Origin of the sequence: Sulfitobacter sp. (genome assembly GCF_039977885.1) — a bacterium.
GTDB lineage: Bacteria > Pseudomonadota > Alphaproteobacteria > Rhodobacterales > Rhodobacteraceae > Sulfitobacter.
In genome coordinates this window covers 149,146-173,887 of sequence record NZ_JBDWCI010000007.1, presented here as the reverse complement: position 1 = coordinate 173,887, position 24,742 = coordinate 149,146, and the positions used below count along the sequence as shown (strand labels likewise).

28 protein-coding genes and 1 riboswitch are annotated in these 24,742 nt (G+C 57.6%); of the genes, 6 read left to right on the top strand and 22 right to left on the bottom strand.

The genetic code is table 11. The features are described 5' to 3' along the window. Positions 1 to 29: 29 nt before the first annotated feature. On the bottom strand, positions 30 to 527 hold the full coding sequence (locus ABJM03_RS04340; protein WP_348415885.1) for a lactoylglutathione lyase family protein: 498 nt from the start codon (positions 525 to 527) through the stop codon (positions 30 to 32). Positions 528 to 629: 102 nt separating this feature from the next. On the opposite strand from ABJM03_RS04340, the gene ABJM03_RS04335 reads away from it, so the two are divergent. After that, complete coding sequence (locus tag ABJM03_RS04335) at positions 630 to 1,520, top strand: LysR family transcriptional regulator (protein ID WP_348415883.1); 891 nt, start codon at positions 630 to 632, stop codon at positions 1,518 to 1,520. Between the two features lie 57 nt (positions 1,521 to 1,577). On the opposite strand, the gene ABJM03_RS04330 is transcribed toward ABJM03_RS04335, so the two are convergent. Continuing rightward, positions 1,578 to 1,859 (bottom strand): DUF6525 family protein, encoded by a 282-nt coding sequence (locus ABJM03_RS04330; RefSeq protein WP_348415881.1) that lies wholly within the window; start codon positions 1,857 to 1,859, stop codon positions 1,578 to 1,580. Between the two features lie 106 nt (positions 1,860 to 1,965). Here ABJM03_RS04330 and ABJM03_RS04325 point away from each other — a divergent pair, with 106 nt between their 5' ends. Then, entirely contained in the window at positions 1,966 to 2,370 is a 405-nt protein-coding gene (locus tag ABJM03_RS04325) for an Rrf2 family transcriptional regulator (protein ID WP_348415879.1), read from the top strand. Between the two features lie 26 nt (positions 2,371 to 2,396). Here the strand turns inward: ABJM03_RS04325 and ABJM03_RS04320 are convergent, their stop codons facing one another. Beyond that, on the bottom strand, positions 2,397 to 2,726 hold the full coding sequence (locus ABJM03_RS04320) for a DUF2322 family protein (RefSeq protein ID WP_348415877.1): 330 nt from the start codon (positions 2,724 to 2,726) through the stop codon (positions 2,397 to 2,399). Positions 2,727 to 2,853: 127 nt separating this feature from the next. On the opposite strand from ABJM03_RS04320, the gene ABJM03_RS04315 reads away from it, so the two are divergent. After that, positions 2,854 to 3,519: a DUF2306 domain-containing protein gene (locus ABJM03_RS04315; protein ID WP_348415876.1), complete on the top strand. Its 666-nt coding sequence runs from the start codon at positions 2,854 to 2,856 to the stop codon at positions 3,517 to 3,519. A 49-nt stretch (positions 3,520 to 3,568) separates the two neighbouring features. Here the strand turns inward: ABJM03_RS04315 and ABJM03_RS04310 are convergent, their stop codons facing one another. After that, positions 3,569 to 5,323, bottom strand: coding sequence for a flavodoxin domain-containing protein (locus tag ABJM03_RS04310; RefSeq protein WP_348415874.1), 1,755 nt, complete (start codon positions 5,321 to 5,323; stop codon positions 3,569 to 3,571). A 30-nt stretch (positions 5,324 to 5,353) separates the two neighbouring features. After that, positions 5,354 to 7,099 carry a NirA family protein gene (locus tag ABJM03_RS04305; RefSeq protein ID WP_348415872.1) on the bottom strand — a complete coding sequence of 582 codons (1,746 nt, stop codon included), beginning with the start codon at positions 7,097 to 7,099 and terminating at the stop codon, positions 5,354 to 5,356. A gap of 886 nt (positions 7,100 to 7,985) precedes the next feature. Here ABJM03_RS04305 and ABJM03_RS04300 point away from each other — a divergent pair. From ABJM03_RS04300 to cynS, 3 genes are read left to right on the top strand one after another with little or no spacing between them, the layout of a single operon-like run. Beyond that, positions 7,986 to 8,822: a formate/nitrite transporter family protein gene (locus ABJM03_RS04300; RefSeq protein WP_348415870.1), complete on the top strand. Its 837-nt coding sequence runs from the start codon at positions 7,986 to 7,988 to the stop codon at positions 8,820 to 8,822. 54 nt (positions 8,823 to 8,876) lie between these two features. Next, positions 8,877 to 10,598 (top strand): bifunctional protein-serine/threonine kinase/phosphatase, encoded by a 1,722-nt coding sequence (locus tag ABJM03_RS04295; RefSeq protein WP_348415868.1) that lies wholly within the window; start codon positions 8,877 to 8,879, stop codon positions 10,596 to 10,598. Between the two features lie 26 nt (positions 10,599 to 10,624). Continuing rightward, positions 10,625 to 11,068, top strand: a complete 444-nt coding sequence (cynS, locus tag ABJM03_RS04290; RefSeq protein WP_348415866.1) for a cyanase — start codon at positions 10,625 to 10,627, stop codon at positions 11,066 to 11,068. A 103-nt stretch (positions 11,069 to 11,171) separates the two neighbouring features. Here the strand turns inward: cynS and ABJM03_RS04285 are convergent, their stop codons facing one another. The 17 genes from ABJM03_RS04285 to ABJM03_RS04205 form a co-directional block, all read right to left on the bottom strand. Then, positions 11,172 to 11,822: a TenA family protein gene (locus ABJM03_RS04285; RefSeq protein ID WP_348415864.1), complete on the bottom strand. Its 651-nt coding sequence runs from the start codon at positions 11,820 to 11,822 to the stop codon at positions 11,172 to 11,174. An 11-nt stretch (positions 11,823 to 11,833) separates the two neighbouring features. Further along, positions 11,834 to 12,583 (bottom strand): ABC transporter permease, encoded by a 750-nt coding sequence (locus ABJM03_RS04280; RefSeq protein ID WP_348415862.1) that lies wholly within the window; start codon positions 12,581 to 12,583, stop codon positions 11,834 to 11,836. Then, on the bottom strand, positions 12,580 to 13,305 hold the full coding sequence (locus ABJM03_RS04275) for an ABC transporter ATP-binding protein (RefSeq protein ID WP_348415861.1): 726 nt from the start codon (positions 13,303 to 13,305) through the stop codon (positions 12,580 to 12,582). The genes ABJM03_RS04280 and ABJM03_RS04275 overlap by 4 nt, the downstream gene beginning before the upstream one ends. Beyond that, positions 13,302 to 13,985, bottom strand: a complete 684-nt coding sequence (gene tenA, locus ABJM03_RS04270) for a thiaminase II (RefSeq protein WP_348415859.1) — start codon at positions 13,983 to 13,985, stop codon at positions 13,302 to 13,304. The genes ABJM03_RS04275 and tenA overlap by 4 nt, the downstream gene beginning before the upstream one ends. Then, the gene (locus ABJM03_RS04265) at positions 13,982 to 14,920 is read right to left on the bottom strand and encodes an ABC transporter substrate-binding protein (protein ID WP_348415857.1); all 939 of its coding nucleotides are present in this window, start codon (positions 14,918 to 14,920) and stop codon (positions 13,982 to 13,984) included. The genes tenA and ABJM03_RS04265 overlap by 4 nt, the downstream gene beginning before the upstream one ends. Before the next feature lie 5 nt (positions 14,921 to 14,925). Beyond that, complete coding sequence (locus ABJM03_RS04260; protein WP_348415855.1) at positions 14,926 to 15,930, bottom strand: HesA/MoeB/ThiF family protein; 1,005 nt, start codon at positions 15,928 to 15,930, stop codon at positions 14,926 to 14,928. Continuing rightward, a complete protein-coding gene (locus ABJM03_RS04255; protein ID WP_348415853.1) occupies positions 15,909 to 16,505 on the bottom strand; it encodes a thiamine phosphate synthase in 597 nt (198 codons plus the stop codon). Before ABJM03_RS04255 ends, ABJM03_RS04260 begins: the two co-directional genes overlap by 22 nt. Further along, positions 16,502 to 17,275 (bottom strand): thiazole synthase, encoded by a 774-nt coding sequence (locus ABJM03_RS04250; RefSeq protein ID WP_348415851.1) that lies wholly within the window; start codon positions 17,273 to 17,275, stop codon positions 16,502 to 16,504. Before ABJM03_RS04250 ends, ABJM03_RS04255 begins: the two co-directional genes overlap by 4 nt. Positions 17,276 to 17,278: 3 nt before the next feature. Continuing rightward, positions 17,279 to 17,476, bottom strand: a complete 198-nt coding sequence (gene thiS / locus ABJM03_RS04245) for a sulfur carrier protein ThiS (protein WP_348415849.1) — start codon at positions 17,474 to 17,476, stop codon at positions 17,279 to 17,281. Next, positions 17,460 to 18,455, bottom strand: a complete 996-nt coding sequence (locus ABJM03_RS04240) for an FAD-dependent oxidoreductase (RefSeq protein ID WP_348415847.1) — start codon at positions 18,453 to 18,455, stop codon at positions 17,460 to 17,462. The genes thiS and ABJM03_RS04240 overlap by 17 nt, the downstream gene beginning before the upstream one ends. Continuing rightward, positions 18,452 to 19,261 carry a bifunctional hydroxymethylpyrimidine kinase/phosphomethylpyrimidine kinase gene (gene thiD, locus ABJM03_RS04235; RefSeq protein ID WP_348415845.1) on the bottom strand — a complete coding sequence of 270 codons (810 nt, stop codon included), beginning with the start codon at positions 19,259 to 19,261 and terminating at the stop codon, positions 18,452 to 18,454. The genes ABJM03_RS04240 and thiD overlap by 4 nt, the downstream gene beginning before the upstream one ends. 58 nt (positions 19,262 to 19,319) lie before the next feature. After that, a riboswitch (TPP riboswitch) is annotated at positions 19,320 to 19,420 on the bottom strand. 136 nt (positions 19,421 to 19,556) lie between these two features. After that, positions 19,557 to 20,816: an MSMEG_0569 family flavin-dependent oxidoreductase gene (locus tag ABJM03_RS04230; protein ID WP_348415843.1), complete on the bottom strand. Its 1,260-nt coding sequence runs from the start codon at positions 20,814 to 20,816 to the stop codon at positions 19,557 to 19,559. Continuing rightward, the gene (locus ABJM03_RS04225; protein ID WP_348415841.1) at positions 20,813 to 21,124 is read right to left on the bottom strand and encodes an MSMEG_0570 family nitrogen starvation response protein; all 312 of its coding nucleotides are present in this window, start codon (positions 21,122 to 21,124) and stop codon (positions 20,813 to 20,815) included. The genes ABJM03_RS04230 and ABJM03_RS04225 overlap by 4 nt, the downstream gene beginning before the upstream one ends. Next, positions 21,117 to 22,121: a sll0787 family AIR synthase-like protein gene (locus tag ABJM03_RS04220; protein ID WP_348415839.1), complete on the bottom strand. Its 1,005-nt coding sequence runs from the start codon at positions 22,119 to 22,121 to the stop codon at positions 21,117 to 21,119. Before ABJM03_RS04220 ends, ABJM03_RS04225 begins: the two co-directional genes overlap by 8 nt. Beyond that, positions 22,118 to 22,633: an MSMEG_0567/Sll0786 family nitrogen starvation N-acetyltransferase gene (locus ABJM03_RS04215; RefSeq protein WP_348415837.1), complete on the bottom strand. Its 516-nt coding sequence runs from the start codon at positions 22,631 to 22,633 to the stop codon at positions 22,118 to 22,120. Before ABJM03_RS04215 ends, ABJM03_RS04220 begins: the two co-directional genes overlap by 4 nt. Next, a complete protein-coding gene (locus ABJM03_RS04210) occupies positions 22,630 to 23,742 on the bottom strand; it encodes an MSMEG_0568 family radical SAM protein (protein WP_348415835.1) in 1,113 nt (370 codons plus the stop codon). The genes ABJM03_RS04215 and ABJM03_RS04210 overlap by 4 nt, the downstream gene beginning before the upstream one ends. After that, positions 23,732 to 24,730 (bottom strand): Nit6803 family nitrilase, encoded by a 999-nt coding sequence (locus ABJM03_RS04205; protein WP_348415833.1) that lies wholly within the window; start codon positions 24,728 to 24,730, stop codon positions 23,732 to 23,734. Before ABJM03_RS04205 ends, ABJM03_RS04210 begins: the two co-directional genes overlap by 11 nt. Positions 24,731 to 24,742: the final 12 nt, after the last annotated feature.

Here is a 24,742-nt window from a genome sequence, read left to right as displayed (position 1 = left end):
ACATCATGCCGCTCTCGGGGCAAGCGCGCCTAGGAGTAGGCCCCCGCGGAATAGGTGAGCTCATAGCTGTGGCTGTACAGCTCGAAGATCACACCAAAGGGATCTTCAACATAGACCATGCGATAGGGTTTCTCGTTTGGAAAATACTCGCGGACCGGCATCCGCTGCTTGCCACCTGCGGCAATGATTTTCTCCAGAAGTTCCTCAAGGTTCGGGTCCTGAATTGCGAAATGGAATGTCCCGTGGCGGCGGTAGGCAAAATTGTCGTCCGGTGCCTCGTTGCCTTTGAATTCGAACAACTCGATGCCGATACCGTCTGCGGTCGATAAATGTGCGATTCGTAGGCTGTCCCAGCCGGGGCCAAAGACGTCAGTGCACATAGCGCCGATCGAGCTTTCGTCTTCGGTCACTTTGCTGGGCTGCATAATGACGTAAAAGCCCATGGTTTCAGAGTAAAATTTTACGGCTGCATCGAGGTCGGGGACCGAAATGCCGATATGCGAGAAACTACGAGGTGTCGGAAGCATAGGGGTATCCTTTTCTGTGTTGCTTGGTGAAAGGATAGTTGGGCTTGGGTAATACGTGAAATTATGATCTATAATTAAGTTAATAATTTTAGGTAATGATTTATGCTGAACGCAACGTGGCTGGAAACTTTTACGACCCTGTCCGAAACGGGCCATTTTACCCGTACAGCGGAAAAGTTGCATATGACCCAACCGGGCGTTTCCCAGCATTTGCGCAAACTTGAACAGCAGGTCGGGCAAAAACTGATCACGCAGGAGGGTAAAAGTTTTGCTTTGACCGCCGCAGGTGAGATGGTGCGCGACCTTGGGCTATCGCGGCGGGCCGAGGAAAAGAGCTTGCGGAATGTGATCATGGCGGATGATCCGGCGGTGGGCGAGGTGCGGATCGCCTGTTCGGGCAGCTTTGCACAATTGCTCTACCCTCGTCTTTTGGCGGCCATGCAAGCTGCGCCACAGTTGATGATCCACCTCGAAGCGGCACCACAAGATACCGTTGTCTCCGGCGTGTTGGACGGGCGCTTTGATCTTGGTGTTGTGGGGCATGACAAAAGCCACCCGCGCCTTGATGCGCGCCATATCGGGCGCGAGGAGTTATGCCTGATCCTGCCTGCGGATGGTGTGGACGAGGTGATCACATTTGAAGGCCTCGAACAACGGGGCTTTATCGCGCATCCGGACGGTTTTGCTTATGCGGATGATTTGTTTTCTTTGAATTTCCCTGATCAGTTCGAAGGGGCAGACCGGCTGAACCTGCGTAGCTTTGTAAACCAGATTGGTCAGATACCGGCACCTGTGGCAGAGGGGATCGGCTATACCCTGCTGCCGCGCAGCGGGGTTGAGGCTTTTGCGGGGCGCAGTCAGTTGAAAATCGCTGCTTTGCCCCAGCGCCGTTACCACGAATTATGGTCGATTACCCGTCGCGTGCCACATCGGACGGCGCGGTTATGTGCGGTTATGCAGATCGTACAAAATGTCGCCAACGAGATCGGATGACACCTAAGGCCAGCGTCGAAAATCAATAGTGCAAGGCGCGCAAAGGTGTAGCCGCGATCATCGCTGATGTGTGATGTTGCCTAAAGCGTGCTTGTCCCGTGCAAGGGTGCGGGTTTCGGCCTGTGTGAGGGTTCTGAGCACGTCTTCGACTTCGAGCCCGCGCTGACGCGCACGGCTCCAGATGCGTCTGGCTGATGCGGGCGACCATGGCAAAGCAGCCTGCGCAAGCCACTGTCGCAAAGGCGCGGGGAGCGTATCATAGGTTTTCATGGGGTGCGTATGTCGGCGACGACCGGTAAGGCTTGTTTGACCGAGGTTGCGGGAATTACGATTTTGCACCAGTTTGATCCCAATAGTCGCGAATTGACGTTACGCAACTATCGCAGTTACTAGATGCACGCAACAGGGTAAGTTACATGATGGCTATTCTTCCGGATATCGTGCTTTGAAACGCAATTCCCGTCTCTCTCTTGCATTACACACGCTCGGCCATATGGCCGGAGAGCCCCAGCGCGTGCGAACGTCTTCTGATATCGCGGCGCATGCCGGCACCAATCCTGTTGTTGTGAGGCGTGTTTTGGGACGCCTCAAAGATGCAGGGCTATTGCTATCTGAAAAGGGTCATGCGGGCGGTTGGCGATTGGCCCGCCCACCGGAAAGCATCACGCTGGCGGATGTATACCTGGCGCTCGACGAAAGCCTTGTGGCACCTGCAACTGAAACTGAGGTGCCTGCATGTTCAGTGGAACATGCCCTGCACCGGCGCGTGGCCGGCGTTCTGGAGGATGTTGAAAAAAGTCTTATCCGCCGGTTGAGCGAGACAACGATCGTGGAAGTGCGCGAAAGCTGAGGCCCAACCGGCAGGGATAGGCCGTGTCAGGTCGGAATAATCTTTGCCGTCAGGGCAATGCCGCGATTGATAACATCGAACAGCAGATCGATATTGGGGTGGGCACCGGGGCGTTGTTTGGCATCTGCTGTATGCTCGGCGAAAACGGCAATCCCGTGCTCGGCTGCCCGTGTGTCAATGGTTCCGAACGTCTGGTGCAGGTATTGATAGACGGTAAGAGACCCCTGTTTTCCGGGTTGGTTTTCGATAGACGCCAGAACCGATCCGTCTGCTTGGATAAGATCGATACGGGCAATGCCGTCAATTGATGGGAGAAGTTGCAGATTGTCTTTAAAAGAGGCTCCGGGTGTGATCATCGTGACATCCTTTCTCGGGCAGCTGTGATTTGCTCGCGACCCGTATGCGAAAACCAACCGAGAAGGAAGCCGGCGCGGGCTCCTTTGTCGGTGGCTTTGAGGGCGATTGCAGGTTATCTAAATCTGCATGCGCCGCCATTTTCCCACAGTATTTTTGCTTTTTCTTGCTCTGAACACGGGGTGGTTTGTGGTGTATTCCGGCCAGCTGGGGCTGAGGGCGCTGTTGTCGGATGTGCCGGGCGATGTGTCTCGGGTTTTTCAGGGTAGTGGCGGTTTAACTAATCTGGCCCTTGCCCTGCACATGATTGCGGGGGCTGTTCTGGCAATCGGTGCGCCGCTTCAGGCTATGCCGATTGTTCGGCGGCGTTGGCCGGTGCTGCACCGCCGCTTTGGGTATGTTTTATTTGTGCTTGCCATTGTGACGGGACTTGGCGGGTTGGCCTATATTGCGTTGCAGGGCACGATCGGGGGCTGGTGGATGAGCGTGTGGTTTACGCTGTATGGCGTCGCGCTGCTCTGGGCTGCGGTCAATACGGTCTACTATGCGCTGGCCAAGGATTTGGGGCGGCATTTCGACTGGGCTGTGTACTTTGTTATCCTTGCGGTGGGTTCGTGGATCTACCGGATGCATTACGTCATCTGGTTTGCCTTCACCGGTGGCGTTGCCTCGAATGAAACGCTGACGGGGGTGTTTGACCGGCTTCAGGTTGTAGGCTTTTTCGTACCTTATCTTTTGATCGCGCAGATCCTTTTGCGCCGCCGTAAAGCGCGGCGCAGGAGGAGGGCGAGTTGATAAGGCGCAACGCCTTGAACACAGAGCTACGACAGCTTTAGGTCCGAGCTCAGTAAACGTCGCGCTGATATCGGTGGGTCGCAACAAGCGTGTCGATATATATATCCGCAGCATCTGCGTCGCGGTCGCCGTAGGTCATGACAATATCGCGCAATGCCTGATCTACATCACTGGCCATCCGGCTTGCATCGCCACAAATATAAATGGCCGCCCCCTTTTCGAGCCATGCAAAAACCTCGGCACCCTTCGCCTTGAGCAAGGTCTGCACATAGACTTTTTCGACGCTGTCGCGTGACCATGCAAGGTCGGTGTGGGTAAGCAATCCGCTTTGTTGCCATGCGGTAATTTGCTCTTGATACAGGTAATCGCAAGACTGGTGCTGATCACCGAAGAACAGCCAGTTTTCGCCGGTGGCCCCACGTGCTTCCCGCTCTTCCAGAAAGGCGCGGAAGGGGGCGATCCCTGTGCCGGGGCCGATCAGGATCAACGGCTGGCTGTCATCATCGGGGATGTGGAAATGCGCCGATTTTTGCACGTAAACGCCAACGGCTGCTCCTTCGGCCAAACGCTCGCCCAGATAGGTCGATGTGACGCCTTTGCGCGCGGTCTGGTGTAGGTCATAGCGCACCTCGCCGGCAGTTAGATGAACCTCGCCGGGGTGCATATTGGGGCTGGACGAGATCGAATAAAGCCTTGGCTGCAGGGCGCGCAAGCCATCCACCAAGGTTTGCGGGGTAAGACCCAGATCACCAGAGGACAGGATGTCGATGATCTGATCGTCATCCTCGGCCGTTTCCACGCCCCAAGTCTCGAGCGTCTTTGGCGTCACGGTCGTCAGGTCAAGCCGCGTCAATAGAGCCGGGCGCAGCCGCACGGGGCCGGTCTTCAGCTCGATGGTTTCTTTGCCGGAAAATCCGCAGGTTTTCAGGATCGCTGCGACCTCATCAGCGCAATTAACCGGCCAGACCCCAAGCGCATCGCCGACCTGATATTCGAGGTCCTCACCACCGCCAGCCAGCGACAATTCGATGTGGTTCACAGATTTAGCCGAAGCCTCTCCGCTCAAGCGTTCTCTGGTCAGTAGGGTCGCCATAAAGGGGTGGTTTTTGTCAAAGCCTGCGGGGGCTGCCGCGGGCTCGGGGGCCGAGGCAGCGCCGGCGGCCGATTTGAAGGGCTCGCTGTCAAAGGCTGCGGTTTTCCATGCTGCATAATCGTCGTCAAAATCTACGTCGCAAGCAACCATTGGTGCCGCGCGTGACGCCCCCAGTTCGGACAGGCGTGTATCAATATCGCGCGCGGATTTGTTGAACTCGGCATAGCTGGCATCCCCCAGCCCGCACACGCTGTAGGTCAGGGTTGCAGGAAGGGTAGGCGCGTCCTCGGCCATCAGGGCCGCGTAGAATTTCGCGGCATTGTCTGTGGGCTCTCCCTCGCCGAAGGTGGCGGCGATAATCAACACATGCGACATAGCGGCAAGATCGGACAGCTGTATGTCATCCAGCGCGGCAACCGTCGGCTCAAACCCTTGGGTCTTGGAGAATTTTCGCAGGTCCTTGGACAGCGCTTCGGCATTCCCTGATTGCGATCCATACAGAACAGTCAGTGCGGTGCCGACTTGGGGTTCATCTTCGGCTGCGGCAGAGGCGGCAATTGCGTGTAGCCCGCTCAACAAGCCGTTGAGCCAGTGGCGCTGGGCTTCGTCAAAGGGGGCATCAGCAGGGATAAAGCTTGCCGGGGCGCCGCCGTGGGTTTGGCCAATCGCGGTCGCGAGGTTTTCGAGCATTTTGGGATCTTGTGCGGTCATGATGTCTGTTTCTCCGGGAGAATATATAGATCAACTGGCGGCGGAAAATTCGGTCGGCACCAAAGTGGGGAGGGCGTCGTCAGGCAAGCCGCGCACATAGTCCAAAAAGGTCTGGCCGGGACTGCGGGCATCCAGATAGTGGCTGACGACATTTTCCAAAATGCCGTTCACCTTGGCCGCGGGCACAGGACCACACAGCGGGCGTGCGAGGGATTGATCCTGATCAGAACCGCCGCCCAGCACGATGTTATAGCCTTCGCCGCCACCGGGGGCGGTGCTGCCAACCAGCCCGATATCGCCAATGTAATGTTGTGCGCAGGAGTTAGGGCAGCCGGTCAGGTGGATGTTGATCGGGCTGTCGAGGGTGAACCGTTCTTCGAGGTGCCGCACAATCCCGAGCGCGTCCTGTTTGGTATAAGCCAGACCCAGCTTGCAGGCCCATTTGCCTGTGCAAGCCACGGCACCGGCAGCAAAGGCATTGGCGCGCGTGGTAAGCTCAAGGGCTGCGATTTCCATCTCGACAGCGGCAACGTTGTCATCGGGCACGCCGACGATCAGCGGGTTTTGCCAGACGGTGAGCCGGATATCATTGCCTCCGAAATCTGCAGCGATCCGGCCCAGACCGATCATCTGTTCGGCGGACATACGGCCAAGCTCCAGTGCAACGCCGATATAATTCAGGCCGGCCTGCTTTTGTTTGTGAACACCGATATGGCCTTGTCGATCAATGGCGGCGCGGGGGGATTCGACACCTGCGGGCAGGGGACGCAGTTCGGCACCGGTGCCAAAGCTTTCAAGCACCTCGCGTGCGCGGTCGCAGAACCAGTCGTGCCCTTCGCGGTCCAGCAAATACTTCAATCTGGCCTTGCCACGGTTGGTGCGGTCCCCATGTGCCACAAAGACGCGCAGCATGGCTTCGGCTATGTCTACGGCTTCCTCGGGCTTGCAGACCAATCCGGTGTCGCGGGCAAAATCCTGATGGCCCGTAATCCCGCCAAGGCCGATGCGGCACCAGATGCCGGGCTCCAGCCCGTGATCATTCGGCCCCAGCTCCATCGCCTGAAAATAGATGTCGTTGGTATCGGACACACATGAAATCACCCCGCCACCATCGAAGGAGATGTTGAATTTGCGGGGGATGCCTTGAAGTTCTTTGGTGCGCAGGATGCGGGTACTAAGGCGTTTGGCCATGGGGCGCATGTCGATCAGTTCGGCGGGGTCGAAACCGGCGGTGGGGGCACAGGTCAGATTGCGGGCGGAATCGGCACCGGTGCCTTGCGAGGTTAGCCCGACCTCTTGCAGGGCTTCGACAATAGGAATGACATTTCCGGGCTGTATCTCGCGCAGTTGCAGGCTCCCGCGTGTGGTGACATGGGAGTAACCGCCCGCAAAGGTTTGCGCGACATGGCCCAGCGTTTGCAATTGATCGCCGCGCAGGACACATGCGGGGCAACGCAGCCGCATCATATATCCCGGGCTGGCTGGCTCCACGTTGAAAAAACCCAGATGCCGTAGCAGGAACTGGTCCAGACCGACGGCCAAATGGCCTGCTGCTTCCCATTCTTCTACCTGCCGCCACATGTCGACAGGATGCATTTTATGCTTGGCGACTTCTTCCTTGCACAGATCTTCCATTGGAACACCGTATACGGTCTCTGGTGGGGCTTCAGACGCGCTACCACCTCGAGAGAGCGCTTTGTGCAGGTTCAGCCCTGACAACACATTCACCAGATATTCTTGCTGTTCTTGATTAAAGCCGTGGCTGGACGCGCCCATGTGGTAATCTCCTGCAATGAAATGCGGCACGCGGCACGAATGCCGGACGCTGCGCATGTTCTGTGTGTCGGATGATGAGCCACGTTGCCCGTCGTGTGTCGCGGATAGACCTATCTGCGTCGCTCGCCGTTGAGCGTTTTATTCAGAAAATTCGGTTAGGGGGCAAATGTCAAACTTCAAGCAAGAAAGCTTGGATGAATTGAGCTTGGTTGCTGTCGGATTGCTGTGATTTTAGGCGAATGTACCAAGCGGCTGTCACCTTTTGAGTGTCTTCCCTGTGGTGGCGCCGGTTTTTCGGATGGGCTCATTCAGCTTACCCAGACGGCGCACGACTCGCCCTGACAGTGGCATGTGGGGCGTGGCCGGGGTTGGAGAATGTGGGCCGGATTCGACAGGAGCGGCTATTCAGAAGGCTCTGGATGGGCAGTTTTGTATCCAAATTGATTACTTTTGAGCCGTAAGCCGCATTTTTTCGCATAAAATTCGACCTTAACGAAAACATCGGCAATTTTTTGGCTGCAGCGGTCACGCAAAGGTAGAAATGTATCCCCAAGCCACTACCCAGAAATAGCGGATCGAACCACAATGGCGTGGACATCCCTTACTGGCAACGATGCTATCCTCGACAACCCGACCCCTCCGAGGGGCAGGAACAGGTGGCATTTGTCATGATGAAAACACGTCCCTCAAAGTTTCAATTATCTATGACGGCGCTGTGCTCAGTGAGGGTGGTATCAGGCTGTGCCACCGGGAGATTCTCCCGTGTAAGAGGGCCGGACATTCTGCTGGGCGGATCGTGATCGCGCCTTTTTCGATCAGGAAACACAGCATCGCTGCCCTGTTTGATTTCTAAACCGTCACTCACTTCAACAAAGGAACTGTAAATATGTCATACGTAATACCTTCCGAATTCGCGGAGAAAATGATCGACGCTGGTGAAGCAAAAGTCTTGATGTCGACCAAAGACACTTTGATCCGGTCATTCATGGCCGGTGCCATTCTGGCGCTTGCTGCCGCCTTTGCGGTGACCATTGCCGTGAATACCGGCAATTTTCTGGTCGCGTCTTTGCTGTTTCCTGTTGGTTTTTGTATGCTCTATCTGCTCGGGTTTGACCTGCTGACCGGCGTGTTCACATTGTGCCCGCTGGCCGTGATTGCCAAGCGACCCGGCATTACGTGGAACGGTGTTTTCCGTAACTGGGGCCTTGTGTTTTGCGGCAACTTTGCGGGCGCTTTAACCACTGCGGTCTTTATGGCGGTTATCTTTACCACAGGGTTCTCGACCGAGCCTAACGCCGTAGGGCAGCGCATCGGCGTGATCGGCGAAGCGCGTACCGTAGGCTATGCGGCGGCTGGTGCTTCGGGTTTCCTGACTGTGTTTATCCGCGCTGTGATGTGTAACTGGATGGTGTCCACAGGTGTTGTTGCCGCGATGATGTCGACAACTGTATCGGGCAAGATCATGGCGATGTGGATGCCGATCCTCGTGTTCTTCTACCTTGGTTTCGAGCACTCCATCGTAAACATGTTCCTGTTCCCATCGGGCATCATGCTGGGCGGTGAATTCACATGGGGTGATTACCTGCTGTACAACGAATTCCCCGTTATCGTCGGCAACCTCGTTGGTGGTCTGACCTTTGTTGGCGGCATGATCTATTCCACCCACTATAAAACATCGCCCAAGCGCAGTGTTTCAGGTGCTGTCGGTACACCTGCAGAATAATCAAAACCTCCCCGGCCTGCTCTCGGGCCGGGGAATTTGACCGAAAGGTTGCGCTTGAACAAGCATCATTTGGATATTGACCAGCTTTCGGTCTCAATCGGGCAGGCGTCCAGCAAGGGCCGCAAGGCCGTGAACCAAGACGCCCATGGCGCTCGTGTTCCTATTGGTCAGCAGGTCTTGTTGAAGGGGATCACCTTTGCTGTGTCAGACGGGATTTCCACATCAGACGTTAGCCATATCGCGGCTGAAACCGCCGTTAAATCACTGCTGACAGATTATTACGCGACACCGGAAAGCTGGACAGCTCGCACCGCGGCTTCGACAGTGATCAATGCCACCAACAGCTGGCTGCGCGCGCAAACTGCTGGCTCGAACGGAGGGGATATCGACCGAGGTTATGTGTGCACTCTTGCTGCGATGATCCTCAAGGCGCGGCAGGCCCATCTGTTTCATGTGGGCGACAGCCGCATCTGGCGGGTATCAGGCCGCGCGTTGGAGCAACTGACCGAAGACCACCAAAGTATGGGGGTGCTGTCAGCGGCGCTGGGCGCACGCGATGTTGCAGAGCTTTCCTATAAATCTATCCCGTTGGAGCAGGGCGATGTATATGTGCTGACAACGGATGGGGTGCATGAATTCTGGTCGCCTGCCGATGTTCTTGAATTGATTGCGGGGGGCGATTTGCAAGCCGCCGCTGATGGTGTTGTCGGGGCGGCGCAGTCGGCGGGCAGTCCGGATAATATGACGGTGCAGATCGTCCGGATCGACAGCTTGCCCACAGGGCAAAGCGGTATCAACACCGATGACTTAACCCTGCCATTTCCGGATATTCCCAACGCCGGGGATATCCTTGATGGCCACGAGATCCTGCGGGCCTTGCACGGTAATCACCGGTCCCATTTGTTTTTGGCCAAAGCACCTGACGGCGTGAAAGTCGCCTTGAAGATCCCGGGGACGGACACACGTGATGACCCTGAACAGCTACGGCGTTTTTTGTTGGAGGAGTGGATTGCGAGGCGTCTGTCCAATCCTCATCTGCTTAGCGCGCCTTCGGCGCAGGAGGCCCCGCGCACCTACCTCTATTCCGTGACGGATTACATCGAGGGTCAGACTTTACGGCAGTGGATGGCGGATAATCCGCACCCGTCGCTTGAACAGGTCCGCGATATCATCGAACAGATCATCAAGGGGCTACGTTCTTTTCACCGGCGCGAGATGCTGCATCAGGACATCAGACCGGAAAACATCATGATCACCGATGACGGGGTGGTCAAATTGATCGATTTCGGCTCGGCCTATGTCGCGGGTGTTCAGGAGGCAGCCCCTTTTCCCGAAGAGGCGGGCATCCTTGGCACTTATCAATACACGGCGCCTGAGTATTTTTCGAATGAGGCGGTGAGCTTTCGATCCGATATGTTTTCTGTCGGCGTTATCGCTTACGAAATGCTTACGGGCTCTTTGCCTTATGGCACCCAGATCGCGAAAATCCGCAGCCCGCGTGACCGTATGGCATTGCGATACCGCACAGCACAAAGCGAGGCACGCGCCGTATCGCAATGGATGGACGAGGCGTTGTGTCGCGCAGTCCACGCGGATCCTTACAAACGGTACGACACGTTTTCGGCGCTGCTCATGGACCTGCGGACACCTTCAATCGCCTATCAAAACCGCAGTGCACGGCCATTGATCGAACGCAACCCGCTGAAGTTTTGGCAGGGCCTGTCGCTGGTATTGGCGATCACATGCCTCGCCTTGGCTATCCAGGTTTTAAAGTAACTGCATGCAACAAAATGGAGAACGCTATGCTGACTAAAGACGACGTAACCATGATGATCCTCGAAGCGAAAAAAGCGTCCGGCCTTGGCTGGGAAGATATTGCCGCAAAGATCGAGATGTCGCCGGTGTTCACCCACTCTGCCTGCGTTGGAATGAACGCATTCCCCGCTGACAAGGCCGCGGCATTGGGCGCGCTTTTGTCTTTGTCTGATGAGGCGGTCGAGGTCCTGACGGAAAGCCCGACAAAGAACTTTGCGCAGACGGTGCCGACGGATCCCTGTATTTACCGCTTTTATGAAATTGTGGGGGTTTACGGCCCGACGCTCAAAGCGTTGATCCATGAGAAGTTTGGCGATGGGATCATGTCTGCGATTGATTTTGATATGACGGTTGAACGGGTTGAAAACCCGAAAGGGGACCGTGTCAAAATCGAAATGAGCGGTAAATACCTTGCCTATAACACATGGTAAAACGCTAGGCTCTTGCTAAGGGCACAGCATGAGCATTTTCGCGGGGCGCGGGTTTACGCTGCACCCCGCGAAAGCGCGGCTGTGTTTCGGCAATCTGGTGAGGTTACCGATCTGCATATGCAGCGTCGAAAAAGGCCAGCTCACACATTACCGCAGCATTGAAAGCAGCCGTTGCGTCGCTTTTTTGCAGAGTGTCCAATCCTGCCCAAACGCGATCTAGCTGTGTGCGCAGGTGCTCTACGACGCTCTCGAACCCTGCGCCAGAGTGCAGATCAATCCATTCTGAAAACCAGAACGGCAAATCTGCATCATAGCTTTTATAACGATCTGCCCAAGACAGATAGCTCCACTCTGCGACGACCAGAACCGCGAGCATTTGTTCATAGCGACCGGATTCCCGTGCCGCCCGCATCAAATCCAAAAACGCCGCAGTTGCGGGGGCAAGCGCTGCGGTCTGTTCTTTTGGCGTGACGCCGAGCGCGGCAAAGCTTCGCAGGAAATAGGTGTTTTCCGTACTGGTCACGAGTCCCAGAAACTGGGCCATGGGGACGCTTTCTGCATGGGTCGGTGCATATGCTATGGCCGTTGCCAGCAGGCGCACGAATTCATCTATGAATTTATAGTCCTGAACAAGATACCACCGCATTTTGTTCACCGGCAGCGTGCCCTTGGCCAGCTCATGGCAAAAGGGATGGTCGGTTACGGCATCCCAATCGGTTTGGACTGCGGTTCTCAGGTGGTCGGTCGCGCGCATAATATTGCCTCTTATGATAGGGTTGTGCCTTGGGCGTAGCGGGTCAATCGGGTGGCCAGCGCCCCAACGGCGATATGTAAAATCACGGTGATGCAGGCCAGAACGATCAAACTGGCGAACATCAGATCAATTTTCGCCCGCCCGTTGGCGAGAAGCATCAGATACCCAAGCCCCTTTGACGCGCCGACCCATTCGCCGATAACAGCACCAATCGGTGCGTAAACTGCCGCAAGCTTTAGGCCGGAACCGAGGGCAGGCAGGGCTTGGGGAATTTGGATGTGCCACATGAAGCGCCATTTTCCTGCGCCCATGGAAGCCGATAAATCGCGGTAGCCATTGTCGATACGCCTCAACCCGTCGTGGAAGGCCGATGTGACGGGGAAGTAGATGATCAGCACGGCCATCACGATCTTTGATCCCATGCCATAGCCGAACCACAGGGTCAGCAGCGGGGCCAAGGCGAACACAGGCACTGCTTGCGTGAAGACAAGGATCGGCAACATCAGACGTTCGGCGGTCTTTGACAGCGCCAATTGGATGGCGGTGATCGCTCCGAGCAGCGTACCGATCACCAGACCCAACAGCACTTCGATGATCGTGACCCATGCGTTTTCGGCAATGGCTGCACGGCTGATGTAGCCGGCCTGTGCCACGCGCCACGGTGTGGGCAGAATGAAATGGGGCGCATCTGTCAGGACCGCTACCGCTTGCCACAGCCCAAGCCCGATCAGCACGGCAAATAGGATGTCTCGAAACCTCATGCGGCGCTCATGCGTAGGTGTTCAAGCAGCTTGGCCTGACAGGCGAGTGTTTCCGGCGCGTCGATCTCTCGTAGGGGCGTGGTGGGCGGCACTGGCCAGTTGCATGTCTGTCGGGCGGACATCACGGTGATCTGATGGCCAAGGCGCGCCGCCTCGGCAGGATTGTGGGTCACCAACAAAACCGTGCGATGCTCCAGAACCTCGGCGGCCAGTTCTTGCATGTCTGCGCGTGTGCCGGCGTCTAGCGCTGAAAAAGGCTCATCCAGAAAGACGATGGGACGGTTTTCGAACAATGTGCGCGCCAGTGCCGCGCGTTGCCGCATTCCGCCCGAAAGCGTAGCAGGTTTTTGTCCGGCAAATGCAGACAGGCCCACACGGTGCAAAAGCGCGACCGCCCGGTCGATGTCGGCAGTTTCACCGCGCAGCCGTGCGCCAAGAAGCACATTATCGCGGACCGACAGCCACGGCAGCAACAAATCCGATTGCGCCATGTAGCTTATGCGTCCGTCAAGCGGGGCCTCATCGGAGGCCTTGAATGTTCCGTCAAATGTGCCCCCCGTCTGCAAATCAAGGATCAACCGCAAGACAGTAGATTTGCCGACACCGGAGCGGCCCAGCAAGCAGGTCCATTTGCCACCGGGGATATCCAGATCAAGCTCGAATAAGGGCGTGCGGTTGATCCGGTGACGGCCTCTGATGGATATGCCCGGTGATAGGGTCATTGCGCGTTTAGTCCCATTTGCCAGAACCCGACCTCGAGCCGTGTCGCCATCGCAAAGCGGTCCTGAAGGGCTGTTGCACGGGGGGATTGTGATAGATCGCCAATCCGGCGGCTCACAGATGCATCAATCATCGCGCCTACATTGGTGCAAACGCTCTGATACTCGGGGTCCGCATATGTTGCGATCCAATCGGCATAGGGGGTGTCTGATGCCTGGCTATGTGCCAGCCGCGCCCCGATTTCGCCATAGCCCATCACGCAGGGGCTCAGGGCGGCCATCAGGTCCAGAAAATCCCCCTGAAGACCCGCGTCCATGACATAGCGCGTATAGGCAAGGTTTTCGACAGCTTCGGATGCCGCAAACAGGCTGGCCTCATCAATGCCTTCGGCGGCGCATGTCTTCACATGCAATGACATTTCATGGTTCACCAAGGCATCCACGGTTGCCGCGCAAATCTTCATTTCATCCAGAGTTTCGGATTTGACGACCGCCAAGGACCATGCGCGAGAGAAGTGAACCAAAAACACATAGTCCTGAATCAGGTAGTGTAGGAATGCAGCGCGGGGCAGGGTGCCATTGCCCAACCCTTCGACAAACGGGTGGCGGGTATAGGCGTGCCATGGCTCTGCCGCACCGGCACGCCACAACGCGAAGGTCTGTCCATAATCGGGGGCCATCATTTCACCGTCACATCAATTGCAATGTCGGACACTGGGTTTTGCGAGGGGATCAACCCAGCGCTGTGCAAGAAGGATTCAAAGGCGGCATAGCGGCCGTGATCCATCGCTGTGGGCCGCAAGGCAAACCGGGGCAACGTGTCGACCCATGCCTTGGCGTTCAGCTCGTCCTGCAGCTCGGCAGAGGTCCCCGAGAAGATTTTCCAGCTGTCTTCGGGGTGGTTCACGATGTACTGGGTCGCCTTTTCGGTCGCGGCCAGAAAACGGGCGATCATCTCTTTGTCCATCGTCTCGGTATTGGCGACGTAGATCAGCTCGTCATAGGAGGGCAGCCCCTCTTCCTCGACGAAAAAACACTTCCCCTTTACGCCTTCGATCTCCATCTGGTTGAGCTCGAAATTGCGATACGCGCCGATGACGGCATCAACCTGACCGGACATCAGCGAAGGAGAGAGTGACCAGTTCACGTTGACCAGCTCAACATCGTTCAGTGATAAATCATGGTGGCGCAGAATGGAGCCTAAAACTGCTTCTTCGACGCCGCCCACGGAAAATCCGACCTTTTTGCCCGCCAGATCCGCAGGGGATTGAACCGGACCGTCCGCCAGAACCAGCAGGCAGTTCAGCGGGGTTGCAACCAAGGTGCCGACCCGTTGCAGGGGAAGGCCTTCATGGATCTGCAGGTGCAGTTGTGGTTGGTAGGAAATAGCCAGATCAGCCTTGCCTGCGGCCACCAGTTTCGGAGGGTCGGACGGGTCTGCGGGGGCGATGATTTCGACTTCGAGATCCTGCTGTGCGAAATAACCCAGTTCTTGCGCCACAATGATGGGGCCGTGATCGGGGTTGATGAACCAGTCCAGCAAAACAGTCATTTCATCGGCAGCCATCAGCGGCGTTGCAGCAAAAGAAATCGCAGCGGTGAGGGAGGTCAGTTTCATGTCGTTTATCTTTCTGTTGAAGGCATGTCGCCCAGTGCAATCAATGAGATGTCGCCATCCCAATAAGACCGAAGGTGAGTGGCCGCTTGCCAGGCCCGCAGTCCGGATCGGCAGGCAAAAACGGCACGTTGACCGGCAGCGGGTTGGAGGCGCTGTTCGGCAAATTCCGCGACTGTCAGGCGCTTGGCATTTTCAGTCACTGGTTCAAGGGCTTCGTCCCTGCCGCGCAGCTCGATCACAAGGTCTGTTGCCGCGATATGGCTGGTGTCGATAAAGGCAAGGTCAGGTGCCGTATCGGCGACACCGTCGAAACGAAAGCTGCTCGACCGGAAGCTTTGCATGTCAAGTCGGATCATCTGTCCCAGAGGTGAGGGGGTTTGTCCGATTAGATGGGCCAAGGCCATCTGCGCTTGTGCAGCACCGATCATGCCCACGACCGGCCCCATGACACCGGCGGTTGCACAGGTCGCGGTGCGGTGGGGAAGATCGGGAAATACTGCGCGCAGTGAGGGGGCCGTGCCGCAAAAGCCACCCACGTAACCCCCGTACTCAAGCACCGAGGCGCTGATCAAAGGGATGCGCTGCGCCTTGCAATTGTCCGACAGAATATAGCTCAGCGCGAAGCTGTCGGCGCAATCCAGAACAATTGTGCTTTGCGCGACGTGTGCAGCCACATTTGCGGGGCTCAACATTGTTTCGAAGGTCTCGATGTGGCAGCCGGTGTTCAGCTCGCGCAGTGTTCGCGCCGCAGCAAGGGTTTTGGCTTGTCCAACGTCAGCCTCGCGAAACAGGGTCTGCCGCTGGAGATTGGACAAAGCCACAGTGTCCCCGTCCATCAATGTCAGTCTCCCGACGCCGGCTGCCACAAGATATTGCAATACGGGGGCCGCCAAGCCGCCCACGCCGACCACAAGAACATGTGCCGCCGCAATTTCCGACTGGCCTGTGCTGCCCACCTGAGGCAGGCAGATCTGGCGCGCGTATCTGTTCATCGTGTCGCTGCTATCCATGCGCGCACACGGTCCTCGGGGCATTTGTGCAAGGTGATGTCTGTAACTGCGGCGACCACATCCGCACCTGCGTCAAAGGCACCTTGGGCGCGGTCGATGGACATGCCGCCAATTGCGATCAAGGGCGTGTCGCCACATAGCTCGCGCCAACTGGTCAGTTTGGCGACACCTTGTTGGTGCCATTTCATCTTTTTAAGGATCGTCGGGTAAATCGGCCCCAATGCGACGTAGTCGGGTTCCAATGCCAAGGCACGGCGCAGTTCGGCCTTGTCGTGGGTGCTGATACCAATGCGCAGGCCCGCTGCGCGGATCGCGTTCATATCGGCATCATCAAGATCTTCTTGCCCGAGGTGGATATAATCGCAACCTGCGTCGATCGCGGCCTGCCAATAGTCATTTATGATCAAGGTGCAGCCGTGGTCGGCACAAACCGATTTCGCACGCAGAATATGGGCATCCACAACCTCGGGGGCGGCATTTTTTATTCTGAGTTGCACCAGCTTGATGCCAAGCGGGACCAGCCGCTCGATCCAGTCGGCGCTGTCGAAAATGGGATAGAAACGGTCGAGCGTCATTCCAGAAAGGCCTTTCCGATAACAGGGGTAGAGGGGGCGGCCATGTCGCGTGGCTCCATCGGGTCGGCGGTTTTGGCCAGCTGACCTGCGGCAATGGCGTTTGCAAAGGCCTCTGCCATGGCGGCAGGATCGCCGGCCTTGGCCACGGCAGTGTTCAGCAAAACCGCGTCAAACCCCAGCTCCATCGCCGCGGCGGCCTGTGAGGGAAGGCCAAGGCCTGCATCAATCACGAGCGGCACATCGGGAAAATGCGCCCGCATGGCCCGCAGTCCGAAGATATTGTTCAGCCCCAACCCGGAACCGATCGGTGCGCCCCAAGGCATGAGAACCTCACAGCCTGCGTGCAGCAGCTTATCGGCGACGACAAGATCCTCGGTGGTGTAGGGAAAGACCTCAAAGCCATCCTCGCTCAGGATACGGGCGGCTTCGACCAGCCCGAAAACATCGGGTTGCAAGGTATCTTCTTCGCCAATGACCTCTAGCTTGATCCATTTTGTGTCAAAGACCTCGCGGGCCATATAGGCGGTGGTCACGGCTTCCTTGACGCTGTGACAGCCTGCGGTGTTGGGCAGGATGTGAGTGCCGAGGCTTTGGATAAGTTTCCAGAAATCCTGCCCGGCGCGATCCTGTCCGCTTTCGCGGCGCAAGGACACGGTGGCGACGCTTGCGCGGCTGCGTTTGAATGCTTGGGCCAGAACCGTAGGGGAGGGGTACTGCGCGGTGCCCAGCATAAAGCCGTTGTCCAGATGTGTGCCATAGAATGCGCGCATAGCCTATCCTCCCTGCATGGGGGCAAGGACCTCGACGCTATCGCCGGGATGCAGAACATGCATAGTGCGGGCTGCGGCAGGGACAAAGCTGCCATTGACAGCCGTGGCCACCTTGGCTTCGCCCAGACCTTCTGCCTGCAGGAGGTCTGCCAATGTTGTGGCCTGTGTATCGGTCATGACGCCATTAAGCTGCAGTTTCATCCATCACCTCGGGGGTTGCGTGGTCAAAAATCAGATTTGCCACCATCATCGCGACGCTGGGGGCCAGCAGAAAACCATGCCGGAACAGACCATTGGCACAGATCAGATTCCCCTCGCGTCTGATGCGGGGCAGGTTGTCGGGAAAGGCAGGGCGGCTATCGACGCCGATCTCTATTACTTCGGCCTCGCCGAAGGCGGGGTTCAATGCATAGGCCGCACTGAGCAGTTCGAGCAGGGCGCGTGCGGTTACATGCTGGCCTGCCCGTCCTTCAATCATCGTCGCGCCCAGCATAAAAACATGATCGCCGCGGGGCACGATATACAAAGGCAGGCGCGGGTGCAGCATTCTGATCGGTCGGCTGAGCTGTACGTCAGGGCAGGATAAAACCAGCATCTCGCCTTTCACGCCGCGCAGATCGGACAGGTCGTTTCTGGCCTGAAAGCCGCGGCAATCCACGGTCAGGCCGCGCTGGGCGTATTGCGCGGGGTTGGCATTATCCTGCACAAATTGCGCACCATCTGCGCGCAGGCTGTCGCGCAACCGCGCCAGAGCTGCGCGCGGTGCCAGATGGGCTTCGGTGTCAAAGAATAATCCTCTGGAAAAGCGACCTCCCAGATCGGGTTCAAGATCGGATATCTCGCTGCCCGTCACCTCGCGGAAACCGGTTGTGCGGCGGGCAAAGCGCGCCAGATCGGATTTGTCCCGCGCCGCAGATACAACAAGCGATCCCTGCCGTTGCACTACGCCGGTTTTTGCTTGCCACCAATCGGCTGCTTGCTGGCCCAAACGCACGACTGGCTCTTCGGCGCTTTCGCCTTCGCAAAACGGAGCCAGCATACCGCCGGCCCACCATGAACAGGCATGAGGTCCGGTATCGTTGTGGCGGTCGACAAGGGTGACATCAGCACCACGGTCCAGCAATGCACGCGCCACACACAGGCCCGCAACACCAGCCCCTACGACGGTCACCACGGTCATTGCCACTGCCCATGGAAATGATGGACCGGCCCGTGACCTGTGCCGATTTTTAGACGGTCAGCGGCTTGGATCGCAGATTGAAGGTAAAAATGCGCTGCCTGTACGGCCTCCGCGAGGGGAAGACCCTTGGCCAGCTGTGCGGCAATGGCTGCGGAGTATGTGCATCCCGTTCCATGGGTGTTCCTAGTATCGATGCGGGGGGCGTTATAGCTGCTCACAATGCCATTTGCGTCCACAAGAACGTCTGTGCAGAGGTCGCCCGTGGCATGGCCGCCCTTCATCAAAACGGCCTTTGGTCCCATTGCGATCAGTTGCTGGCCCTGCGCGGCCATTTCTTCCGGGGTCTGTGCCTCGGAAGTATCGAGAAGTCGTGCCGCTTCGGGTAGGTTCGGGGTGAGAAGGCTCACATTTGGCAAGATGTGTTCGATCAGCGCGGCAACTGCTGCATCCTGTAACAGTGTATCGCCGGATTTGGCGATCATCACAGGGTCGGCAACAACGGGGCCTTCAAAGGCTTTTAGCCCTTTGGCGGTTGCTTTAATGATGGCGGCGCTGAACAGCATCCCCAGCTTGATGGCACCGACGTCGATATCGGATAAAACCGCGTCGATTTGCGCGGCAACAATGTCTGCAGGGACTTCATGGACGGCAGTAACAGCGCGGGTGTTTTGGGCCGTCACTGCGGTGATCACGCTGGCGCAATAGACGCCATTGGCGCAGACCGCCTTGATGTCTGCCTGCACACCCGCACCGCCACCGCTATCAGAACCGGCAATCGTCAGGGCAGTTGGTGTGGGTTTCGTCACGGGCACGCCTCCAGAATTTGGGCGTGCCGACGCAAGAATGAGCCTCGTGCGATCTTGGTCGCACAATCTACCCGTTCCCTACGCCGGCATGACCCGGATCAGGTTCGACGGGTCGGTGCTGGCACCTCTCAGCCCTGATGGGCTCCCCGACGGATAAGTTTGTAAATGCTGCGCCCGTGATCGGGCGAAGCAGTGGAATTCTTGGGCTACCCTAAGACAGGGAGCGGCCAACTGCAACGGCCGAAATGGTGGCCGCGCGGGTCAACGTACTACCGCTCGTATAGAAGACGGGTGACTATGACACCATCTTGGCGGCGCTGGCTCTTCGCTCTGAGATGCATTGAGCGAGATAGCCTGCATCCTCGCCAACGGCCAGAAAACGCCCTGACCCCCATGTATTCAGCCAGCCAAGGCCAAGGAAATAGGCCCCGGGAACCTCACAGACGCCGCGATCAAAGACAGGTCTGCCGTGGTCGTCAAAGACATCCAGATCAATCCAGCTATAATCGGGGCGGAAGCCGATGCACCACAGAATTGAAGTGATCCCCTTTTCGGCCAGATCAATCTGGGTGATCTCGGACTCCGGACGCCAGAGTTTTTCAAATGGGGGCTCGGCCGGAGCGTCGATGCCATTGCTTTCAATATAGGCGTCGATCGTTTCGCGGATACCACAATAGCTTTTGTCAGCATCATCAAGGTTAGCCTCCAGATCAGGGAGGAACCGGGCGGTGGTGCCTTCCAATCCGGCCAGCGAGCCATAGAGGTTAAGCCCGTCGCAGGCGAATCTCCTCAGGTCTATTTCATGCCCGCCATCACGGCCCGTCATGTAGTGGTTTGTCTTGGCGCGTGCTTCTATCCCCAAAGGATGCTTGTCTACGGTCAGCTCGTAATGGCCCATTTCATACAGCCAGTCAGTCGCATCGCGCCCGCGGTACATGCGCGGCGAGCGCGGCGCAGGACCAACGGCAAGGTGGACTTCGCGGCCGGCCACGCGAAGATCTTCCATCAACTGCACGCCGGATTGCCCCGTGCCCACAACCAGGGTCGCACCGTCGGGCATTTGCTCAGGGTTGAGATAATCGGTCGTTTGCAATTGCAAAATAGACGGGTCCAGTTTGGAGGCGTAGTCGGGAATGATCGGTTTGTCATAGCCGCCTGTCGCAATCACCACCTCATCGGCAATCCAGTCGCCCGCCGTGCTTTTCACGTCAAATCGCCCGTCAACGCGGCGCGATAGCTTTTGTACTGTTACCCCTTCGATAACCGGAGGGGAGAAGCTGTCGGCGAAGGCCTCGAGGTATTCTACGATCTCGTCTTTGAGCATATAGCCGTCAGGATCGCTCCCCTGATAGGGAAAGTCGGGAAGACGGCATTGCCAGTTGGGCGTTACCAGACAAAAGCTGTCCCAACGTTGGTTGCGCCATGCGTGGGCGATTTTGTGTTTTTCCAGAACCACGTGGTCGATGCCGCGCGCCTTCAGGTGATAGCTGGCTGAAAGGCCCGCCTGGCCGCCGCCAATAATGACACAGGAAATAGAGGTTGCTGACTGGCTCATGATCGGGCTCCGGTATGTGGTGTTGGGGACATCTCGAGGCAGGCAACAACGGCGGTATCGGCAAAAGAACCGTTTGCATAGCGCTGTTCAAGCTTGCGCACCTGCCCAAGTGCAAGACTGCAGGGGTGTCCATAAATCTGCTCGACCCGCTTGCTTGCTTGGGTCAACGCCTTGCGGGTGCGATCCATGAAATCGGCGATGGGGTAGTCGCGACCGGCAGATAGATATTGCGAGATTACCGAGGAGGGGGAGTAGCATTGCTCAACCGCTCCGTCAGGCCATCGGATGCGAAAGTGGACTTCAGGCATATGCAGGCTCCGTCGGGGAAAGGGTCATGTAGGGAGTTTGGCGATAGTCCCAGAAAAGGGCGCTATGACCATTTGCCGATAGGGTGACTTTGTTGCCTGTCGTGACGCGCCCGATTGGGGCGGCGCAGATGTCTCTATCGGTGAAGGTCTGGATCACAGAGGCTGCGTTCTCGGCTGTGGTTGTCATCAAAAAGCCAAAGCTTGGAAAACTGCGCAGCCATTGGGCGAGGGGCACATCGGGCGGTAGCGGGATGGAAGCCACGTCGATTTCGATCCCCGCGCCAGAGCATTCCGCCAGCATCAATGCTGTGCCGGGGATGCCTGCCTGACTGATGTCCTTGCAGGCTGTAACCATGCCTGTTGCCGCCAGTCTGGCCAGCAGTGCTGCGTCATCGCGCAGTCGTTGATGGGGCGCATCCAGCGCAGCCTGCCAATTGTCGAACGGGGCGCGGTATGCGCCACGGTGATCTATGGCACAGATCAGGACCTCTTCGGGGGCGGCATCAAAACTGGTCATCAGCTGCTTAGCGTGGCCAAGGATAGTTACCGACAGGTTCAGCTCGTCCGCGCCAAGGTTGCTATGGCCCCCGACGATCGGCACGCCATATGCCTGTGCGGCGGCGGCCATACCGGCAAGAACAGGCTGTGCGGCTTTGGCATCGGGTGCCCAGATGGCATTGACCACCGCCATAGGTGTGCCGCCCATTGCCAGCACATCAGAGATATTGACCATCACGCCGCACCAACCTGCAAACCACGGATCGGCGTTGACGAAACCGGGGATAAAGCCTTCGCCTGCGAACAGGGTCCAGCCGCCGTTGCCATCTGGTAGGGCGGCGCAATCATCGCCGGGATGGCCTGTGGTCTCTGGGCTGAGGCCCAAGGCGGCAACCGTCGCCGCGATGTCTGTTTTGCTTGTCACGCCACGTGCGCTGGCCAGCTGATCCGTCAGACCTTTCAGCCCCGCCTGGGTCGTGATGTCAAAATCGTCGTTCATTCAGCCACCAGTGCGCGGGGCAGCGGGTCTTTTGCCGGAGGGTAGGCTGCTAGATCGGCCTGCATTTTGACATGGGGAATACCGTGGTGATCCTCATAGGAAAGGCTTTGCCAGTTCAGCCGGTGAAAAAGCGGCTCGTTCTGGGTTTGGACATGAGCGAGGAATTGATCGCACCCGCGCGCATTTGCCGTCGAGACAGCACAGCGTATCAAATTGGCACCAAGCTGTGCGATGCGGCGATAGCGGCGGTCAACGGCCAGTCGTGATCCCCACCAGATCCTGTCGGCTTCTTGATGGATACGCACAGTGCCGACAACCACGCCTTGCGGGTCCAGTGCGACAATCGTGTCGGCATAGGCGTCGATATCGTCACGGTCATCGCTGTCGAAAAGCTGCTGCTCGTCGCAAAACACCGCACGGCGCAGGGCGGCTGCGGCGGCATGTTCGGCAACTGTTTCGGCGACCTTTACCTGATAGGTGATCAGGGCAGCGGGAAGGCTATGAAAGCTCATGCCGCCACCTCTTTGATGCGAAACTTCTCATAGGTCGACAGGGCCGAACATGCACCGCATTTGGCGCACCCTGCTTTGGCTTTTGTCGCGGCTAACCCGCTATCGATGATCATCTTCGAAAGAGGCTCGAGGATCGCGTTCATGAAATCGCTGCTGGGGGAGGGGTGGCTTTCGAGGGGGGTGCCAGACACGGGCACGAAGGGCACCACAAACGGATAGACGCCAATTTTCACAAGGCGGTGCGAGATATCAAGGATCTGTTCCACCGTGTCGCCAAGCCCTGCAAGGATATAAGTCGAAACCTGCCCGGGGCCAAAAATCGGAACGGCCGCTTTGAAGGATTGAAAGTACTTGTCGACGCTCACCTGTGCCTTGCCGGGCATGATCCTTTGGCGCACCTCATCCGATACGGCCTCGAGGTGCATACCCAGTGTGTCAACTCCTGCGTCTTTCATGCGCTGGAGCCAGATGTCATCTTCTGGCGGTTCGCATTGCGCTTGGAGCGGAAGGTCAACCGCGGCTTTGATCGCAGCGGCACTTTCGGCCAGCACGGCTGCGCCACGATCGGGCCCTTTGGGCGTGCCGGTGGTCATTACCATGTGTTTGACACCGTCAAGCTCGACCGCCGCCTTTGCAACTTCGGCCAATTGTTCGGGGGTTTTGTGCGCGATGGTGCGCCCCGCGGCGAGCGATTGCCCAATGGCGCAGAACTGGCAGGTTTTGGTGCGGCTTTGATAGCGGATGCAGGTTTGCAGAACTGTCGTGGCCAATACGTCGCGGCCGTGTAGCACTGCGATCTGGTTGTAGGGCACGCCTTCTGCGGTCACGAGGTCCGAGAATTTCGGTTTGGCCGGAAAAGTCACACGCGCGACGTCCTCGCCATTCTTGCGGATCACCGAGCTGCCGTCCGCGTCGGGGGCATCCACGACATAGGGGCTTTCGAAGGACGGAGCCGTGTGCACGGGGACCATCACGGTCATGTCGCCAATGGTCACGGCCTTATGGTCGGTCGGGCCGGCCCCGCCACGGCGGCTTTGATGGCCTACGGTCGGGTCGACAAGGCGCATGCCTTTGGTCTGAAGCTCGTTGATGAGTGTTTCATTGTACAATGGGGCTCTCCTCGAATGGGGGTTCCACAGGTGCTTGAGGTTCGGTGCCTTGCGTGCCGGTCATCTGGCGGGGCTGGGTGGGGGTTGTGTCGTGTACAAGGTGCAGTAACTCGGGGCGGGCGTAATGCCCGACGCTGTCCATCATGCGCTTGCGTTTGGTGATCAGCTTCATGTCCAGATCGCCGATCAGGATACCTTCGCCTTCGGTAAGCGGGGGCACGACGTGGCGGCCCTCGGGGGTGATCATGCAGGTCATGCAGCCGTCACGAAGCCCTTTTCGCAGCTTGGGGTCATCGCTGATGGAGGTGATTTGCTCTTCGCTCAACCAGCCTGTCGCGTTGATTACGAAACATCCGGATTCGAGCGCGTGGTGGCGCATTGTGACTTCGATCTGTTCGCCAAATATCGGCCCGACAAGGGAGCCGGGGAATTGTGCAACATGGATTTCTTCGTGCTGTGTCATCAGCGCGTAACGGGCCAGCGGGTTGTAATGCTCCCAGCAGGCCAAAGCACCGACGCGCCCCACAGCGGTATCAACGACTTTAAGTCCGGCACCGTCGCCTTGGCCCCAGATCATCCGTTCATGGTAGGTCGGGGTGATTTTACGCCGCTTGAGCGCGATCTGTCCGTCAGCGTCAAACACGATCTGCGTATTGTAAAGCGAACCCTTGTCACGTTCGTTCACACCGAGAACGGTAACAATTCCAAGGTCGCGGGACAGGGCGGAAATCGCGTCTGTTTCGGGAGAGGGGATAGTGACGGCTTCTTCGTAGAGGCGCAGATGTTCAGCGCCCTGAAGCATAGGCGGCAGCACAAAGGAGAAATAAGGATACCAAGGCACAAAGGTTTCTGGAAACACGACAATCTGGGCACCTTTGGCAGCTGCATCCGACATTGCATCTTTGACCTTGGACAAAGTGCCTGCCCGTGAGGTCAGGTCGGGTGCGATTTGCACGGCGGCAGCGCGAACAATTGAGGGGCCTGTCATCTGTGTTTTCCT

Excerpts from the sequence above, each read along its gene's own strand:
- ABJM03_RS04340 (WP_348415885.1), bottom strand. The coding sequence starts at position 527 with ATGCTTCCGACACCTCGTAGTTTCTCGCATATCGGCATTTCGGTCCCC.
- ABJM03_RS04335 (WP_348415883.1), top strand. The coding sequence starts at position 630 with ATGCTGAACGCAACGTGGCTGGAAACTTTTACGACCCTGTCCGAAACG.
- ABJM03_RS04320 (WP_348415877.1), bottom strand. The coding sequence starts at position 2,726 with ATGATCACACCCGGAGCCTCTTTTAAAGACAATCTGCAACTTCTCCCA.
- ABJM03_RS04315 (WP_348415876.1), top strand. The coding sequence starts at position 2,854 with ATGCGCCGCCATTTTCCCACAGTATTTTTGCTTTTTCTTGCTCTGAAC.
- ABJM03_RS04310 (WP_348415874.1), bottom strand. The coding sequence starts at position 5,323 with ATGACCGCACAAGATCCCAAAATGCTCGAAAACCTCGCGACCGCGATT.
- ABJM03_RS04305 (WP_348415872.1), bottom strand. The coding sequence starts at position 7,099 with ATGGGCGCGTCCAGCCACGGCTTTAATCAAGAACAGCAAGAATATCTG.
- ABJM03_RS04300 (WP_348415870.1), top strand. The coding sequence starts at position 7,986 with ATGTCATACGTAATACCTTCCGAATTCGCGGAGAAAATGATCGACGCT.
- cynS (WP_348415866.1), top strand. The coding sequence starts at position 10,625 with ATGCTGACTAAAGACGACGTAACCATGATGATCCTCGAAGCGAAAAAA.
- ABJM03_RS04285 (WP_348415864.1), bottom strand. The coding sequence starts at position 11,822 with ATGCGCGCGACCGACCACCTGAGAACCGCAGTCCAAACCGATTGGGAT.
- ABJM03_RS04280 (WP_348415862.1), bottom strand. The coding sequence starts at position 12,583 with ATGAGGTTTCGAGACATCCTATTTGCCGTGCTGATCGGGCTTGGGCTG.
- ABJM03_RS04275 (WP_348415861.1), bottom strand. The coding sequence starts at position 13,305 with ATGACCCTATCACCGGGCATATCCATCAGAGGCCGTCACCGGATCAAC.
- tenA (WP_348415859.1), bottom strand. The coding sequence starts at position 13,985 with ATGATGGCCCCCGATTATGGACAGACCTTCGCGTTGTGGCGTGCCGGT.
- ABJM03_RS04265 (WP_348415857.1), bottom strand. The coding sequence starts at position 14,920 with ATGAAACTGACCTCCCTCACCGCTGCGATTTCTTTTGCTGCAACGCCG.
- ABJM03_RS04260 (WP_348415855.1), bottom strand. The coding sequence starts at position 15,930 with ATGGATAGCAGCGACACGATGAACAGATACGCGCGCCAGATCTGCCTG.
- ABJM03_RS04255 (WP_348415853.1), bottom strand. The coding sequence starts at position 16,505 with ATGACGCTCGACCGTTTCTATCCCATTTTCGACAGCGCCGACTGGATC.
- ABJM03_RS04250 (WP_348415851.1), bottom strand. The coding sequence starts at position 17,275 with ATGCGCGCATTCTATGGCACACATCTGGACAACGGCTTTATGCTGGGC.
- thiS (WP_348415849.1), bottom strand. The coding sequence starts at position 17,476 with ATGAAACTGCAGCTTAATGGCGTCATGACCGATACACAGGCCACAACA.
- ABJM03_RS04240 (WP_348415847.1), bottom strand. The coding sequence starts at position 18,455 with ATGACCGTGGTGACCGTCGTAGGGGCTGGTGTTGCGGGCCTGTGTGTG.
- ABJM03_RS04230 (WP_348415843.1), bottom strand. The coding sequence starts at position 20,816 with ATGAGCCAGTCAGCAACCTCTATTTCCTGTGTCATTATTGGCGGCGGC.
- ABJM03_RS04225 (WP_348415841.1), bottom strand. The coding sequence starts at position 21,124 with ATGCCTGAAGTCCACTTTCGCATCCGATGGCCTGACGGAGCGGTTGAG.
- ABJM03_RS04220 (WP_348415839.1), bottom strand. The coding sequence starts at position 22,121 with ATGAACGACGATTTTGACATCACGACCCAGGCGGGGCTGAAAGGTCTG.
- ABJM03_RS04215 (WP_348415837.1), bottom strand. The coding sequence starts at position 22,633 with ATGAGCTTTCATAGCCTTCCCGCTGCCCTGATCACCTATCAGGTAAAG.
- ABJM03_RS04205 (WP_348415833.1), bottom strand. The coding sequence starts at position 24,730 with ATGACAGGCCCCTCAATTGTTCGCGCTGCCGCCGTGCAAATCGCACCC.